Annotated in this window: 13 protein-coding genes; 6 read left to right on the top strand and 7 right to left on the bottom strand. The window is 61.1% G+C overall.

The window, feature by feature from the left end; translation table 11 throughout:
* Positions 1-18 precede the first annotated feature (18 nt).
* Both pcaK and pcaR read right to left on the bottom strand, forming a co-directional pair.
* Positions 19-1365 (bottom strand): 4-hydroxybenzoate transporter PcaK, encoded by a 1347-nt coding sequence (gene pcaK, locus AC0IXA_RS08215; RefSeq protein WP_471812547.1) that lies wholly within the window; start codon positions 1363-1365, stop codon positions 19-21.
* A 293-nt stretch (positions 1366-1658) separates the two neighbouring features.
* Positions 1659-2501: a pca regulon transcriptional regulator PcaR gene (gene pcaR, locus AC0IXA_RS08220; RefSeq protein WP_016771343.1), complete on the bottom strand. Its 843-nt coding sequence runs from the start codon at positions 2499-2501 to the stop codon at positions 1659-1661.
* Positions 2502-3132: 631 nt separating this feature from the next.
* Here pcaR and AC0IXA_RS08225 point away from each other — a divergent pair.
* From AC0IXA_RS08225 to AC0IXA_RS08235, 3 genes are all read left to right on the top strand, one after another.
* Entirely contained in the window at positions 3133-3333 is a 201-nt protein-coding gene (locus AC0IXA_RS08225) for a hypothetical protein (RefSeq protein ID WP_008080067.1), read from the top strand.
* A 371-nt stretch (positions 3334-3704) separates the two neighbouring features.
* Entirely contained in the window at positions 3705-5180 is a 1476-nt protein-coding gene (locus AC0IXA_RS08230; protein ID WP_016771345.1) for an inorganic phosphate transporter, read from the top strand.
* 32 nt (positions 5181-5212) lie between these two features.
* Entirely contained in the window at positions 5213-5638 is a 426-nt protein-coding gene (locus tag AC0IXA_RS08235; RefSeq protein ID WP_471812550.1) for a hypothetical protein, read from the top strand.
* A gap of 402 nt (positions 5639-6040) precedes the next feature.
* Here AC0IXA_RS08235 and ccoM read toward each other — a convergent pair whose 3' ends face one another.
* The 3 genes from ccoM to AC0IXA_RS08250 form a co-directional block, all read right to left on the bottom strand.
* Positions 6041-6154 (bottom strand): cytochrome c oxidase subunit CcoM, encoded by a 114-nt coding sequence (ccoM, locus tag AC0IXA_RS08240; RefSeq protein WP_016771346.1) that lies wholly within the window; start codon positions 6152-6154, stop codon positions 6041-6043.
* Positions 6155-6308: 154 nt separating this feature from the next.
* Positions 6309-6470 (bottom strand): hypothetical protein, encoded by a 162-nt coding sequence (locus AC0IXA_RS08245; protein WP_016771347.1) that lies wholly within the window; start codon positions 6468-6470, stop codon positions 6309-6311.
* Between the two features lie 94 nt (positions 6471-6564).
* Positions 6565-6906: a hypothetical protein gene (locus tag AC0IXA_RS08250; protein WP_024011931.1), complete on the bottom strand. Its 342-nt coding sequence runs from the start codon at positions 6904-6906 to the stop codon at positions 6565-6567.
* Positions 6907-7157: 251 nt separating this feature from the next.
* Here AC0IXA_RS08250 and rapA point away from each other — a divergent pair, with 251 nt between their 5' ends.
* Positions 7158-10004, top strand: coding sequence for an RNA polymerase-associated protein RapA (gene rapA / locus AC0IXA_RS08255; protein ID WP_122698354.1), 2847 nt, complete (start codon positions 7158-7160; stop codon positions 10002-10004).
* Between the two features lie 191 nt (positions 10005-10195).
* On the opposite strand, the gene AC0IXA_RS08260 is transcribed toward rapA, so the two are convergent.
* Positions 10196-11545 (bottom strand): spinster family MFS transporter, encoded by a 1350-nt coding sequence (locus AC0IXA_RS08260; protein WP_073475856.1) that lies wholly within the window; start codon positions 11543-11545, stop codon positions 10196-10198.
* Between the two features lie 301 nt (positions 11546-11846).
* On the opposite strand from AC0IXA_RS08260, the gene AC0IXA_RS08265 reads away from it, so the two are divergent.
* Both AC0IXA_RS08265 and AC0IXA_RS08270 read left to right on the top strand, forming a co-directional pair.
* The gene (locus AC0IXA_RS08265) at positions 11847-12215 is read left to right on the top strand and encodes a YkgJ family cysteine cluster protein (protein ID WP_024011928.1); all 369 of its coding nucleotides are present in this window, start codon (positions 11847-11849) and stop codon (positions 12213-12215) included.
* A 150-nt stretch (positions 12216-12365) separates the two neighbouring features.
* Positions 12366-14648, top strand: coding sequence for a putative bifunctional diguanylate cyclase/phosphodiesterase (locus AC0IXA_RS08270; RefSeq protein ID WP_471812554.1), 2283 nt, complete (start codon positions 12366-12368; stop codon positions 14646-14648).
* Here the strand turns inward: AC0IXA_RS08270 and AC0IXA_RS08275 are convergent.
* A complete protein-coding gene (locus AC0IXA_RS08275) occupies positions 14539-15435 on the bottom strand; it encodes an NAD(P)-dependent oxidoreductase (RefSeq protein WP_471812556.1) in 897 nt (298 codons plus the stop codon). The two genes, AC0IXA_RS08270 and AC0IXA_RS08275, sit on opposite strands and share 110 nt — an antisense overlap.
* Between the last annotated feature and the right edge of the window lie 135 nt (positions 15436-15570).

Below are 15570 nucleotides of genomic sequence, written 5' to 3' on the forward strand. Positions count from 1 at the left end.
AATGATCGTGGGTCTGCCTCAGGTCGCATCCGCATGACTGACCATGCCCTTGATCAGCACCGCCGCCGTCGCCAAACCGGCCGGGATCACCAGTGCGGTCAGCACCTGCTCGAAATTCCAGCCCAAGCCGAGCAAGGTTGCGCCCATCCACGCGCCGAGGATCGCGCCGAAGCGGCCGATGCCGAGCATCCACGACACCCCGGTCGCACGGCCCTGAGTCGGGTAGAAGCGTGCCGCCAATGACGGCATCGCCGATTGCGCGCCGTTGACGCACATGCCCGCCACCAGTACCAGCGTCGCCAGCAAGGTGATGTTGCCCAGGCTTTGTCCCACGGCGTAGGCAAACACCCCGGCCAGCAGGTAGAAAACGCCGATGACCTTGTGCGGATTGAAGCGATCCATCGCCCAGCCCACCCCGACCGCGCTCAACACGCCGCCAAACTGGAACAACGCACCGATGAACGCGGCCTGCTCCATACTCGCGCCGCTGTCGCGCATCAGCGTCGGCAGCCAACTGGTCAGCAGGTACACAATCACCAGGCCCATGAAATAGGTCAGCCACAACAGCAGCGTGCCGGTGCTGTAAGTGCCGGAGAAGATCACCGCAAAGACATTACGCGCCTTCACGGTCTTCTGTTCCGGCACGCTGAAGCTCGCAGCCTGGGCAACGGTAACCGGGTCGATCGGCGCGAGGGTCTTGCGTACTTTGTCGGTGCCACGGTTGCGCACCACCAGATAGCGCGCCGATTCCGGCAGCCAGAACACCAATACCACGGCGAGGATCAGCGGCAGGATCCCGCCGATCATCAGCAGAGCATGCCAGCCGAACGCCGGGATCAGCTTCGCGGAGATGAAACCGCCGCCGGCCATGCCGAGGTTGAAGCCGCAGAACATGCTGGTCACCAGCAGCGACTTCTTGCGCTCGGGTGTGTATTCCGAAAGCAGGGTCGTGGCGTTGGGCATGCCCGCGCCGAGACCGAGACCGGTCAGAAAGCGCAACACCAGCAGTTGTTCGACGTTGGTGCTGTAGGCCGAGGCCAGGCTGAAGCCGCCGAACAGAATCACCGCACCAACGAGTACGACTTTGCGCCCGAAGCGGTCAGCCAAAGGGCCGGAGCCGAGCGCGCCGAAGACCATGCCGATCAGCGCAGCACTCATCACCGGGCCGAGGCTGGCGCGGTCGACGCCCCAGTCTTGCGACAGCGCCGGGGCGATGAAGCCCATGGCGGCGGTGTCTAGGCCGTCGAGAAATACGATCAGGAAACACAGGATCACCACCCGCCACTGATAGCGCGAGATCGGTTGGGCGTTGATGAAGGTCTGCACATCGAGGCAGTTACCCACAGCGGACTGAGGCTGGTTCATTATTTTTATTCCACGCAAAAAACGCAGTCGAACGGCGGCCGGCCAAAGGAAGGCACGGTCACAAGAATAGAAGGTTGTAATCAGGCGTTGCGGTGAACCCGGCAACAACGGGTGGGATACAGACAGTCGGGGAGCGAGCGCATGGTGAGTTGCCTCTTGTCATTATTATGGGGTCGACAGTCCGGCGAGCTCATTCACATCAGCGCCGGATGACGCTGCCGCGACATTAATGATCCGAGGGTTTTAGCGTCAATTCGATAAACGCAACACTGTGCGTTTATCGAACAGCTTCCTCAGGCGAACAACTGCGCACTGAGGTCGCGACTGGCGCTGAGCAGGCCGGGCAGGAAGCGCTGCTCCAGCTCGGCACGGCTGACCCGGCCGGCATGGGTGCTGACATTCAGCGCGGCGACCACTTGCCCGGAGGCGTCGTACACCGGCACGGCGATCGAGCGCAGGCCCTGTTCCAGTTCCTGATCGACAATGCACCAGCCCTGTTGACGCACCTGCTGCAAACATTCGAGCAAAGCGTCGGGGGTATGAATGGTGCGGCTGGTTTTGGCCACCAGTTCGGCGTGGTCCAGGTATTCGCCCAGGGATGTATCGTCCAGCGCGGCCAACAGAATGCGCCCCATCGACGTGCAATAGGCAGGGAGACGCCCGCCGACCGAAAGGTCGACCGAGATCAATCGCTGAGTGGTCGCCGAACGCGCGATATAGAGAATGTCATCGCCCTCCAGCGTCGCCATGTTGCAGGCTTCGTGCAGTTGCTCGCTCATGCGGTCCAGATACGGTTGGGCGGAAACGGCCAGCGGTGTCGAGGACAGATAGGCATGGCCGAGGGTCAGCACTTTCGGCAGCAGCGAATAGGTGCGCCCGTCGGTGGTGGCGTAGCCGAGCTTGATCAGCGTGTGCAGGCAACGGCGCACGGCGGCGCGAGGGATTTCCGTGCGATGACTGATCTGCGCGATGGTCAGGTGGCGTTTGCGTTCCTGAAACGCTTGCACCACCGCCAGACCGCGGGCCAGGGAAGTCATGAAATCCGGATCACCGGTCAGCGCCTGAATGCGCTTGGCCGGCGAGGCGACGATGGGCGGCGCCACCGAGGTGAAGGAGTTGCGCATTTGATCGTTCATTTCTTGTCCTTGTCCGGCACGCATCGATGCCTAGTCAAACGGCTCGCCGCGCGATGCACAAGCACCGGGGCGCCAACATTGGGCGATTATCGAACCGCCGACCGATAATCGCAATCCAGCCCCCCGCCCTCCTCTCCACCCTAGAGGCAGCTTTAGCGATTCTGCCCGCAACTTAGTTGTTCCAGTTAATGGCGCCAAAAACAGAACGCCGGTTCTATAACGCTGTCTTTACACTTAACTAGCGGCAAAAGTTGCCAGCAACAAAACCATCACACATTCAGAACCGTTTTTAACTTGGCAAAGATAGTCATTCCCGAATCGGCCGCTATAATGCACCCTAGTCGCGGCGCTTTAATCAAAAGCCCGCGACTTGCTGAAACGAGGTCCTTCGTCTCAGCTCCGGCCAGCGCCCGGCGCCCATCACACATGCAACGCCAGCGCTCGCTGAAACAGGAAACTGATGCTGCGTCAGTTTTTATCTGGTGCCGTAGCCGCCTGTAACACGGAAGTCTTGATCGCCTCTCCAATGCCACCCGGCCTGATCGGGCTGTGGATAACTGGCGGGCTCGCTCAATTGACTCGTTGCAGTGTGTTTCACCGGATATTCAATTCAACTCATACAGGTAGCACCGTGACAAAAGACGAACTGCGCGCGGAACTAGAGCGCCAGGAACAACGTTACAAGGAAGTTTACGGCGGGGAAGTCACCACCTACGCCGCTCAGCCGGAACCGGAACGCAAGGCATGGCGCAAGCGCCCTACCGTCCAGGATCAGGTGTTCAAGCAGGAAATCGAAAAGATCGAAAAGGAACTCAAAGCCGAAGAGCCATGAGCCACGGCGGTTGAGCATTCGAAAGTCGACGTCCGCCTGAGCCACAGCGCGGTGGAAGACGACACCTCGCGCGCCCGCTAACCGCGGGCAGCGGCTGCATCGCTGTTCTGCGGCTTATGAACGAGCGTCCCACAGGTTTCAGAGATATTTCAGACAAGCGTTTGAGCCTTTGAGATATCAGAAAAAATTGGCTTAAAAATCTTCTTTATTCAATAAAATCAAAGAGTTGAAAAACCCTGCGTGCTGCTTGGTTTTCACGCCCTGCAACAAATTAAATCGAAGAAGGGTGTGACCAGTGAGCAGACGGGGCATCGATTTCCTGTCTTTTCTGGCATAATCGCGCCCCCTTACGACCGGGTCAGAAAACCTTCATGATCGATTTATTCAGCGGACTAGATGCTTGGGTGCTTGTGAGCCTCTTGCTCGCCCTGACGTTTGTCCTCGCCTTCGAGTTCATCAATGGATTTCATGACACCGCTAACGCGGTAGCCACTGTTATCTACACCAAAGCCATGCCGCCGCACCTGGCGGTGTTCTTTTCCGGTGTGTTCAATTTCCTCGGCGTGCTGCTGGGCGGCGTTGGCGTGGCGTATGCCATCGTCCACTTGCTGCCGGTTGAACTGCTGATCAATGTGAACACCGGCCATGGCCTGGCGATGGTGTTCTCGTTGCTCGCCGCGGCAATCGCCTGGAACCTGGGCACCTGGTACTTCGGTATCCCGGCTTCCAGCTCGCACACCCTGATCGGCTCGATCCTCGGTGTCGGCCTGGCCAACGCGCTGATCAACGACATTCCGTTGAGAGATGGCGTGAACTGGCAGAAAGCGATCGACATCGGCGCCTCGCTGGTGTTCTCGCCGATGGCCGGCTTCCTCATCGCCGCGCTGGTGCTGATCGGCCTGAAATGGTGGCGCCCGCTGTCGAAGATGCACAAGACACCGGAACAGCGTCGCAAGATCGACGACAAAAAGCACCCACCGTTCTGGAACCGTCTGGTCCTGGTGATCTCGGCCATGGCCGTGAGCTTCGTGCACGGTTCCAACGATGGCCAGAAAGGCATCGGCCTGATCATGCTGGTACTGATCGGTATCGTCCCGGCGCAGTTCGTACTCGACCTGAACAGCACCACCTACCAGATCGAACGCACCCGCGACGCGACCCTGCACCTGAGCCAGTTCTACCAGCGCAACGCCGATTCGCTGGGTGAATTCCTGGCCCTGGGCAAGAGCGTGGAAGGCGACCTGCCGGAGAAATTCCGCTGCAACCCGCAGCAGACCGAACCGACCATCACCGCCCTGCTGCACACCCTTAAAGGTGTAGCGGACTACCATTCGCTGTCGTCGGACAGCCGCATCGAAGTGCGTCGCTACCTGCTCTGCCTGGACGACACGGCGAAGAAAGTCGGCAAATTGCCTGGCCTTGAAGCCCGTGAAAAGGCTGACCTCGACAAGCTGCGCAAAGACCTGACCACCACCACTGAATACGCGCCATTCTGGGTGATTCTGGCGGTCGCCCTGGCACTGGGCCTGGGCACCATGGTCGGCTGGAAGCGTGTGGTGCTGACCATTGGCGAGAAGATCGGCAAGCAAGGCATGACCTATTCCCAGGGCATGTCGGCACAGATCACCACAGCCAGCCTGATCGGCATGGCCAACATCTTCAGCCTGCCAGTGTCGACCACTCATGTGTTGTCTTCGGGTGTTGCCGGGACCATGGTTGCCAACAAGAGCGGCCTGCAGGGTGGCACGGTGAAGACTATTCTGCTGGCGTGGGTACTGACCTTGCCAGCGACCGTGGCGCTGTCGGCCGGGTTGTTCTGGTTGGCTTCGAAGGCTTTGGGTAGTTGATCGTTAGCTGTTGATTGGAAAAGGCGTGATTCGTGAGGATCACGCCTTTTTTGTTATTGGGGATTGGGAGCGTATCCGTTGCTACCGTAACGGCTGCCTATGGTTTCGCTCTTACAGCGTTTCACTCTTCAAGACGTCGACCGATCCCGATCGCGGCCCGAGCCTTCGGCAGCTCCTACAGTTGGATCGTGGGTATCTGGAAGAAATGGGTTGGTCGACAGATTGCCTTCGCGAGCAGGCTCGCTCCCACAGAACAGCAACAGCAAGAGCAAGAGCAAGAGCAAGAGCAAAAGATCGCAGCCTTCGGCAGCTCCTACAGTTGGATCGTGGGCATCTGGGAGAAATGGGTTGCTCGGCAGGCCGCCTTCGCGAGCAGGCTCGCTCCCACAGAAAAGCAAAGCAGCGCAGCTGCCCGCGGCGAAGCCGCCCCACTCAACAATGAGCGCAAGCTCGAGTAACGCTTTTGATCTTGATCCACCGGCGACGTCGGAAGGCTGAGTGGAGGGATTGAACCGGGCGTGGGAGCGCAGCGACCGTACGACGCAGTCGTACACAGCGGAAGGAGGTGCAGCGAAGCAAACCGGAGCCGCTGCGCCCGGATCAGTCCCGGAGCGAAGGAACCCGAGCCTGCGAGGGCCGAACGTAGGAGCAAGCCTTTTTGGGTACTTTTTCGGCGTCTGGAAAAAGTGCCTCGCCGTAAGGGCGAAACCGCCAGCCGCAGCACCGCAAAAACCGGATATTCACCCAAACCAACCAGAGCCTGGTCGGCCCAGAGGCCGCCAAGGCCGCCAAGGCACAAAAAAAAGGGGCAACCGAAGTCGCCCCAAAATGCCTTGCGTGCCCATCAAATCCAGAAGAACTCACTTGCGCCGCTTATGCGCATCCTTCCAGATAAAAAATCCAAACCCTGCAAAAAACAGCACCATGAGCCCCACCGTGAGAACCCCGGCAAACACCACGTTATCGAAAAACATGACTGACCTCCCGGCCCTGCTTTGCTTTGCTTTGCTGCGATGGACTCAAACTAGCAAACACACAGGCGCACATATTGACCAGGATCAATATCCGCAACGAAGGGAAATAAAGGAGGGGAAATAACTGACCTGCATCAACGAATGCAGCGGGAGATCAACGCTTTTTCGGCTTGTTCTTTGACTTTTTCTTGGCTTTTCCCAACGGCATCGCCTGTTCGAAGGCTTGGCGCACTTCGTTCAGCCGCTTCTCGTTGAGGTCATGCACACGCTTGGCGCGTTCAGTGCTGAGGTCGATCAGTTTGTCGTCTTGGCTCATGGCGTCCGGAACATCGCAAAAGAGATCACAGCTGCCGTCACCGGCAGGATTGCGCCAATCATGCCGCTTGGCGCAGGCGCTGACCAGTCACCGCTCAAATCTCGATATCAACCCACAAACCCTGACGCGGCTGATCGTCTATCAACGGCACCACCGGTACGGTGTTATCGGCGTTCAGCTCAGTGCCCGGCACGGCCAGATGCTCTTCCGGATCCTCATCCGCCTCGCGGCGCCGACGGTCTCGTTCCTGCTGGCGGCGCTGTTCTTCGCGCGCCAGCAACCGATCCTCTTCAGGATCGCGCTTTTGCAGATCGATCGTGCTTTCGTTGGAGCTTTCCTGCACCGGCACCACCGGCGGAATGTCCGGCCGCTGGCGGATCGGATCCTGCTGGGAAGTGATCGGCACGGCGCTCAAGGGGAGCATCGGTGGCAACATATAAAGGTCTCCTGTCTGCAGGCTATCGGCTGGGGTGCAGGCGCCTTGAGCCGCCTGTCGCAATTGTGTGATGCACCTCGCACCTGTAGGAGCTGCCGCAGGCTGCGATCCTTATCAGACAGCTCAAACCTGAAGGGTTCTCAAAGATCAAAAGATCGCAGCCTTCGGCAGCTCCTACGCCAGTAATCTTTGGCCCTGAAGCCGTCATTCCGTTAAGATAGCCCGCTTTTTCAAGGTGGGAGTCAGGCAGCATGGCGCAGCAGTATCAACCGGGGCAACGCTGGATCAGTGACAGCGAAGCAGAGCTTGGTTTAGGCACCGTTCTGGCACAGGACGGCCGCTTGTTGACCGTGCTTTACCCGGCCACTGGCGAAACCCGCCAGTACGCGCTACGGAATGCGCCCCTGACCCGCGTGCGGTTTTCGCCCGGCGACTCCATCACCCACTTCGAAGGCTGGAAGATGACCGTGCAGCAGGTCGACGATGTCGACGGGCTGATGGTCTATCACGGCCTCAACGGGCAGAACGAAGTCGTCACCCTGCCGGAAACCCAGCTGTCGAACTTCATTCAGTTCCGCCTGGCCAGCGACCGCCTGTTCGCCGGGCAGATCGACCCGCTGCCGTGGTTCTCCCTGCGCTACAACACCCTTGAACACACCAGCCGTCAGTTGCAGTCCTCGCTGTGGGGTCTGGGCGGCGTGCGTGCGCAACCGATCGCGCACCAGTTGCACATCGCCCGCGAAGTCGCCGACCGTATCGCCCCGCGCGTACTGCTGGCGGACGAAGTGGGTCTGGGTAAAACCATCGAAGCCGGTCTGGTCATCCATCGCCAACTGCTTTCGGGCCGCGCCAACCGCGTGCTGATCCTGGTCCCGGAAAACCTCCAGCATCAATGGCTGGTGGAGATGCGCCGCCGCTTCAATCTGCAGGTCGCGCTGTTCGACGAAGAACGCTTTATCGAAAGCGATGCCACCAACCCGTTCGAAGACACGCAACTGGCGCTGGTCGCGCTGGAGTGGCTGGTCGACGACGAGAAGGCGCAGGATGCCTTGTTCGCTGCCGGCTGGGACCTGATGGTGGTCGACGAAGCGCATCACCTCGTCTGGCACGAAGACAAGGCCAGCGCGGAATACTCGCTGGTCGAGCAACTGGCCGAAGTGATTCCCGGCGTGCTGCTGCTCACCGCCACCCCGGAACAACTCGGTCAGGACAGCCACTTCGCCCGTCTGCGCCTGCTCGACCCGAACCGTTTCCACGACCTGGCCGCGTTCCGCGCCGAGAGCGACAACTATCGCCCGGTGGCCGAAGCGGTGCAGGAACTGCTCGACAAGGGCCGCCTCTCGGCCGAAGCGCACAAGACCATTCACGGTTTCCTCGGCAACGAAGGCGAAGCCCTGCTCACCGCCGTCAACGATGGCGATACTGAAGCCAGCGCCCGCCTCGTGCGTGAACTGCTCGATCGCCACGGCACCGGCCGCGTGCTGTTCCGCAACACCCGCGCCGCTGTGCAGGGTTTCCCGGAGCGCAAACTGCACCCGTACCCGCTGCCGTGCCCGGATGAATACCTCGAACTGCCACTGGGCGAACACGCCGAGCTATACCCGGAAGTCAGCTTCCAGGCGCAACCGGACGCCGACGAAGAACAGCGCTGGTGGAAATTCGACCCGCGCGTGGAGTGGCTGATCGATCAGCTGAAAATGCTCAAGCGCACCAAGGTACTGGTGATCTGCGCCCACGCTGAAACCGCGATGGACCTGGAAGACGCGCTGCGCGTGCGCTCCGGCATCCCGGCCACGGTGTTCCACGAAGGCATGAACATCCTCGAACGTGACCGCGCCGCCGCCTACTTCGCCGACGAAGAATTCGGCGCGCAGGTGCTGATCTGCTCGGAAATCGGCAGTGAGGGTCGCAACTTCCAGTTCGCTCACCATCTGGTGCTGTTCGATCTGCCGTCGCACCCTGACTTGCTCGAGCAGCGCATCGGCCGTCTCGACCGGATCGGCCAGAAGCACATCATCGAACTGCACGTGCCGTACCTGGAAACCAGCCCGCAACAGCGCCTGTTCCAGTGGTACCACGAGGCGCTCAACGCCTTCCTCAACACCTGCCCGACCGGCAACGCCTTGCAGCATCAGTTCGGCCCACGCCTGCTGCCGCTGCTTGAAGAAGCCGATGACGGCGAATGGCAAGCGCTGATCGACGAAGCGCGCGCTGAGCGTGAACGTCTCGAAGCCGAGCTGCACACCGGCCGCGACCGTCTGCTGGAACTCAACTCCGGCGGCGCTGGCGAAGGTGAAGCGCTGGTAGAAGCGATCCTCGAGCAGGACGACCAGTTCGCCCTGCCGATCTACATGGAAACCCTGTTCGACGCCTTCGGCATCGACAGCGAAGACCACTCGGAAAACGCCCTGATCCTCAAGCCGAGCGAGAAGATGCTCGACGCCAGCTTCCCGCTGGGCGACGACGAAGGCGTGACCATCACTTACGACCGCAATCAGGCGCTGTCGCGCGAAGACATGCAGTTCATCACCTGGGAACACCCGATGGTGCAGGGCGGCATGGACCTGGTGCTGTCCGGCTCGATGGGCAACACCGCCGTCGCGCTGATCAAGAACAAGGCGTTGAAGCCGGGCACCGTGTTGCTCGAATTGCTCTACGTCAGCGAAGTGGTCGCACCGCGCTCGCTGCAACTGGGTCGCTACCTGCCACCGGCGGCGCTGCGTTGCCTGCTGGACGCCAACGGCAACGACCTGTCGCCACGGGTGTCGTTCGAAACCCTCAACGACCAACTGGAAAGCGTGCCCCGCGCCAGCGCCAACAAGTTCATCCAGGCCCAGCGCGATCAGTTGACACCACGGATCAACGCCGGCGAAGAAAAGATCGCCCCGCGTCACGCCGAGCGTGTGGCTGAAGCGCGCCGTCGTCTGGCTGCCGACACCGACGAAGAACTGGCGCGCCTGACCGCCTTGCAAGCGGTCAACCCGACCGTGCGCGACAGCGAACTGGAGGCGTTGCGCACTCAGCGTGAGCAAGGTCTGGCGATGCTCGACAAAGCGGCGTTGCGCCTGGAAGCGATTCGGGTGCTGGTGGCGGGCTAACCGCCCCGCTCCACCGCTGAAAACCAAGAGGCCCGCAGTGATGCGGGCCGATCGTTCCCACGCTCTGCGTGGGAATGCAGCCCGGGACGCTCCGCGTCCCTACCGAAGCTGGAACGCAGAGCGTCCCTTGAGGCATTCCCACGCAGAGCGTGGGAACGATCATGTGGGAGCGAGCCTGCTCGCGAAAACGGTCAAGCAGTCGCCGCAGAAATTTCAGGCTCAACCACCGCCACCAATCCCTCCTTCATCCGCTGCGCATCCCGGACAAAACACCGCGATGCCAGAAACAGAAAGACCATCGTCAGGAACAGCGCCACCGGGATCAGGTACATCGCGTCGTGCAGGCCAACAGCCTTGAACGCTTCGGTCATCTGCTCAGCCCCCGCCGCCAGCATCGCCGTGTGCGCGAAGTGATCCGACAGCCCACCCACCACCACTGGCCCCAACCCGCCACCGAGCAGATACAGACCGGCGAAAAACAACGCCATCGCCGTGGCCCGCAGGCGTGGTTCGACGACATCCTGAATCGCCGTGTACACGCAGGTGTAGAAGTTGTAGGCGAACAGCCAGCCGACACTGAACACCGCGACGAACACACCGATCTCGATGCGCCCGGCATGCAGCGCCCACGCCGTACACAGGGTCGAAATGATCAGACTGAACGCGGCAAACAGCAGCCGCCCACTGGCGAAACGCTGATGAATCTTGTCGGCAATCCAGCCGCCGAGGGTCAGCCCGACCAGTCCGGTGACGCCGACGATCACGCCGGTGGCCACCGCCGCCTCCTGCAACGGCATGAGGAAATAGCGCTGCAGCATCGGCACCAGGAACGAGTTGCAGGCATAGGTCGCGAAGTTGAAGCACAGCCCGGCCATCACCAGCCACAGGAAGGTCGGCACGGCGAGGACGCGGCGGATCGGTTTGTCGACTTTCTCTTGCGAGACCTGCACGGTTTCAGCTGCGCCGCGTTTCGGCTCTTTGATGAAGAACATGAACACCGCGAGGATCAGCCCCGGCACGGCGGCAATGAAGAACGGCGCGCGCCAGCTGTCGAACGCCTTGACCATCGCGCCGATGGTGAAGAACGCCAGCAGCAGCCCCAGCGGCAGGCCAAGCATGAAAATACCCATCGCCCGCGCCCGACGGTGCGCCGGAAACAGATCGCCGATCAGCGAGTTGGCCGCTGGTGCGTAACTGGCTTCGCCGATGCCGATGCCCATGCGCACGATGAGGAAACTCCAGAAACTGCCGACCATACCGTTGACCGCAGTCAGCGCACTCCAGGTCGCCAGGCCCCAGCCCATCAGTTTGCTGCGTGAACCGGTGTCAGCCATGCGCCCGAGTGGCAGGCCGGCAATGGCGTAAACGATGGTGAACGCAGTGCCGATGATGCCCAGCTGAAAGTCGCTGAGGTGCCATTCCATGCGGATCGGTTCGATGATGATCGCCGGGATGGTGCGGTCGAAAAAATTGAACAGGTTGGCGAGGAACAGCAGGAACAGAATGCGCCAGGCATTCGCCGCTTGGGTCGAGTTCTGCATGGGTCCGTCTCTTTATTGTTATGAGGGCTTCACTGCCAGCGCGTTGAGCCCGGAACCTGCAATCTAGTCAGCTGCGCGGGGGCTGTCTGTCATCATTCGTCAGCCTGATATCGACCCATCGCACTGTAACGAAACGTAAGCCCTTGATAAGTCTGGAATCCCCCGCCGTACGGGGCTTTCGCGGCAAAATCCGGCGACAAAAAAATAGTTTCGCGCCCCCCTTCCCAACGCCATGGCAAAGCCTAGAATGGCCGCCGGATCCGTCCGGATCTTCCGATCAATCCCTTTGATACCCCCGCCCATGTCCGAAGCCAGTCCGTGTCTGAATTGCGGTGCCTGCTGTTCCCACTTTCGCGTGTCTTTTTTCTGGGGTGAGTGCTCATCCTCTGGCGGGACGGTGCCCGATGAACTGGTCGCGCAGATCACCCCGAGCCGGGTGGCAATGATCGGCACCGATCGCAAACCGGCGCGTTGCATGTCGCTGGCGGGTGAGGTCGGCAGCGCTGTGGCCTGCACGATCTATGACAAGCGCTCGAGCACCTGCCGCGAGTTCGAGGCGTCGTGGGAGAACGGAGAGCACAACCCGGACTGCGACAAGGCCCGCGCCGCCCACGGCCTGCCACCCTTGCCGCCACACTGGAACGATCTGCCGCTGGAGCGCATTGCCTGAGCCTTAGCGCGAATCGCTATGAGGCTAATGGCAAAATCATTACCACCAATGTGCCACTACGGCTTGCAGCCGGAAAAGCGCCTCTATACTGCTTTCATTCGCCTGCGTTGATTGACGCACGGGCCAGATGAATCCGAGACGGGGCATGCTATGGAGTGGCTTGGTTTGCAGTTTGTTGCCGAGCTGCCGGCGAGCGGGCAGATTCTCCTCGATTGCAGCCACAACCCTTTGCTGGTGATGGTGGCCTATCTGGTCGCCTGCGCGGCGAGCTTCGCCACCCTGGACATGGCAGAGCGCCTGGTGCATGCCGAAGACCCGGGGTCGCGGCGGATCTGGCGCTGGATCGGCGCGACCTGCCTGGCCGGCGGCATCTGGGCCATGCACTTCATCGGCATGCTGGCCTTCCAGACCCCCATCGATATTCAGTACGACCTCGGCATCACCCTCTTGTCGTTGCTGATCGCCCTGCTCGCCTCGTGGCTGGCCATGCATACCCTCAGTGAGGCGCAGCCGAGCGCGCTGCATTGCCTGAAGACCGCGTGTGTCATCGGTTTGGGCATCGCTGGCATGCATTACGTCGGCATGGCCGCGATGAAGTCGAGCGCCACCGCCTACTACCAGCCGGAGCTGTTCGCACTGTCGGTGCTGATTGCCATCGGCGCCAGTTTCGCCGCACTGTGGGTGGCGCGCTATCTGAGTGAAGGCAGCGGCGTGGCACATCAGTTGCTCAAGTACAGCGCGGCGCTGATTCTCGGCGCCGGCATCATCAGCATGCACTTCACCGGCATGGCTGCGCTGGATCTGGTGCTTCCCGAAGGTGCTCTGGCAGCGAGCGGCGGCGACACCGGCCATCTGCAACTGGGCCTGACCGTAGCGCTGATCATCCTGTTGATTCTCGGCAGTGCGATCAGCGCCGCCCTCGCCGACAAAAAGCTGCAGAACAAGGAAAACGACCTGCGCCGGCTCAACGCCCTGCTCAGCCAACTCGATCAGGCGCGCATGTCTTTGCAGCAAGCGGCCAATTACGACGCGCTGACCAATCTGATCAACCGCCGTGGTTTCAATCAGATGTTCGCCGAAAAACTCAGCCAGAAAACCAGCGAGGGCGGCATGCTCGCGGTGATGTTTCTCGACATCGACCACTTCAAGCGCATCAACGACAGCCTCGGCCATGACGCCGGTGACGCGCTGCTCAAAGTCATCGCCCAGCACATCAAGAGCTCGGTGCGCAGCCACGAAGACGTGGTCGCGCGATTTGGCGGCGACGAGTTCTGCATCCTCATCAGCCTGCGCGACCGCGAAGAGGCGCGCGGTATGGCGCAGCGCATCATGCACAAGATGAAAGAGCCGATTGAACTGGCCGGCCGGCGCATGGTGATGACCACCAGCATCGGCATCAGCCTGTTTCCCGAAGACGGCACCACTTGCGAAGAGCTGCTCAAACACGCCGACCTGGCCTTGTACCAATCCAAAGGCGCCGGGCGCAACGGTCTGCACTTCTTCAATTCCAGCCTGAAGACCCGCGCCAGTTTCGAGCTGCAACTGGAAGAAGAACTGCGCAGTGCGCTGCGGCAAGACAACGCGCTGATGCTCTACTACCAGCCGATCTTCGAAGTGAAAACCGGACGCGTGACCAAGCTCGAAGCGCTGATTCGCTGGCAGCATCCGGTTCACGGTTTGCTCACCCCGGATCGCTTCATCGGTATTGCCGAGAACAACGGGCTGATCGCCGAACTGGACAACTGGGTGCTGCGCCGCGCCTGCAAGGATCTCGGCGAGCTGTCGCGGCATGGTTGTGCCGAATTGAAAATCGCCTGGAACTGCTCGCCGCTGAATCTGGCGCGCGAAGAGCTGGCCGAGGAGATCGAGCACGCCTTGCACACAGCAGGCGTGGCCCCGGAACGCCTGGAACTGGAGGTCACCGAAAACGCCTTGATGGGCAACATCGCCAACACTCTGGTGCTGTTGCGGCAGATCCGCGCCCTCGGTGTGTCGCTGTCGATCGATGATTTCGGCACCGGCTATTCGTCGCTGGCCTACCTCAAGCGTCTGCCGCTGAACACCCTGAAAATCGACCGCTCGTTCATCCTCGACATTCCCACCGCTACGGCGGACATGGAGATCGTCCAGGCGATCATCGTCATGGCCCACACCCTGCATCTGCAGGTGGTCACCGAGGGCGTCGAGAGCCTGGAGCAATACGAGTTTCTCGAGCGTTCGGGCTGCGATTTCATTCAGGGTTATCTGCTCAGCCGCCCGGTGCCGCTGGACGAATTGCGCGCGGTGCTCGATGAAATCAACCAGCGCAAACCCGTCCTCGGGGTCAATCCGTTGAGTCTGGCGCGCGAAACATTTGCACCAGCGTCGCTGGATCCTTCGCTAAAAAGCCTTGCGCCCCATGCAGGCGCATCAATTGTGCGGCCAATCCGCTGATTGGCGTCGCCGAGCCCTGCTCGCGGGAAAATTTCACCGCCGTGTCGAGATCCTTGAGCAGCGTGCGCACATGCCACTTGATCGGCTCGAAACGGCTCTCGGCCATTTGCGGGGCAAGGATCTGCAACGGCTTGGAATCGGCAAACCCACCGGCCAGCGCCTCGGCGATCAGACTGGCATCGACCCCGGCGTGCTCGGCCAACGCCACCACTTCGGCGATCACCAGCGCATTGCAGGCGACGATCATCTGGTTGCAGGCCTTGGTCACTTGCCCGGCGCCAACGCCGCCCATGTGCGTGACGCGCTGGCCGAGATTGAGCAGCACCGGGCGCACGCGCTGAAGATCCGCCGCCGCACCACCGACCATGATCGCCAGGCTGCCGGCCTCGGCACCGACCACACCGCCGGACACCGGTGAGTCGAGCCAGGCCATGGCGGTTTTCTCGGCCAGCGTCGCGGCCATCTCGCGAGTCGCCGTCGGTTCAAGGCTGGAAAAATCCACCAGCAACTGTCCGCTTTTCGCCCCTTCGGCAATACCGCCAGCGCCAAACACCACTTCACGCACAACGGCGGTGTCGGCCAGGCACAGCATGACGATGTCAGCGTGTGCGCACAGTTCGGCGGGGCTCGCCACTTGCAGGGCGCCGGCCGCAACCAGTGGCGCGCACTTGTCCGGGTTGCGGTTCCACACGGTCAGCGGGTAACCCGCGGCCAGCAGACGCTGGCACATCGGCAGGCCCATCAGGCCGATTCCGGCAAACCCCAACGAAGGTAGCGTTGACATCATTTCGCCTCTTTTCGATTAAAGATCACCGGATCATGGCCGATTCATCAACGATCAGGAAAGGATTCCGCCCGGCGATCAGACCAGCCAGCACTACGACGCCCGGGCCGTATTCGCGCACACAAGACGCGAGATCTT

It is taken from the genome of Pseudomonas sp. AC083, assembly GCF_979253165.1.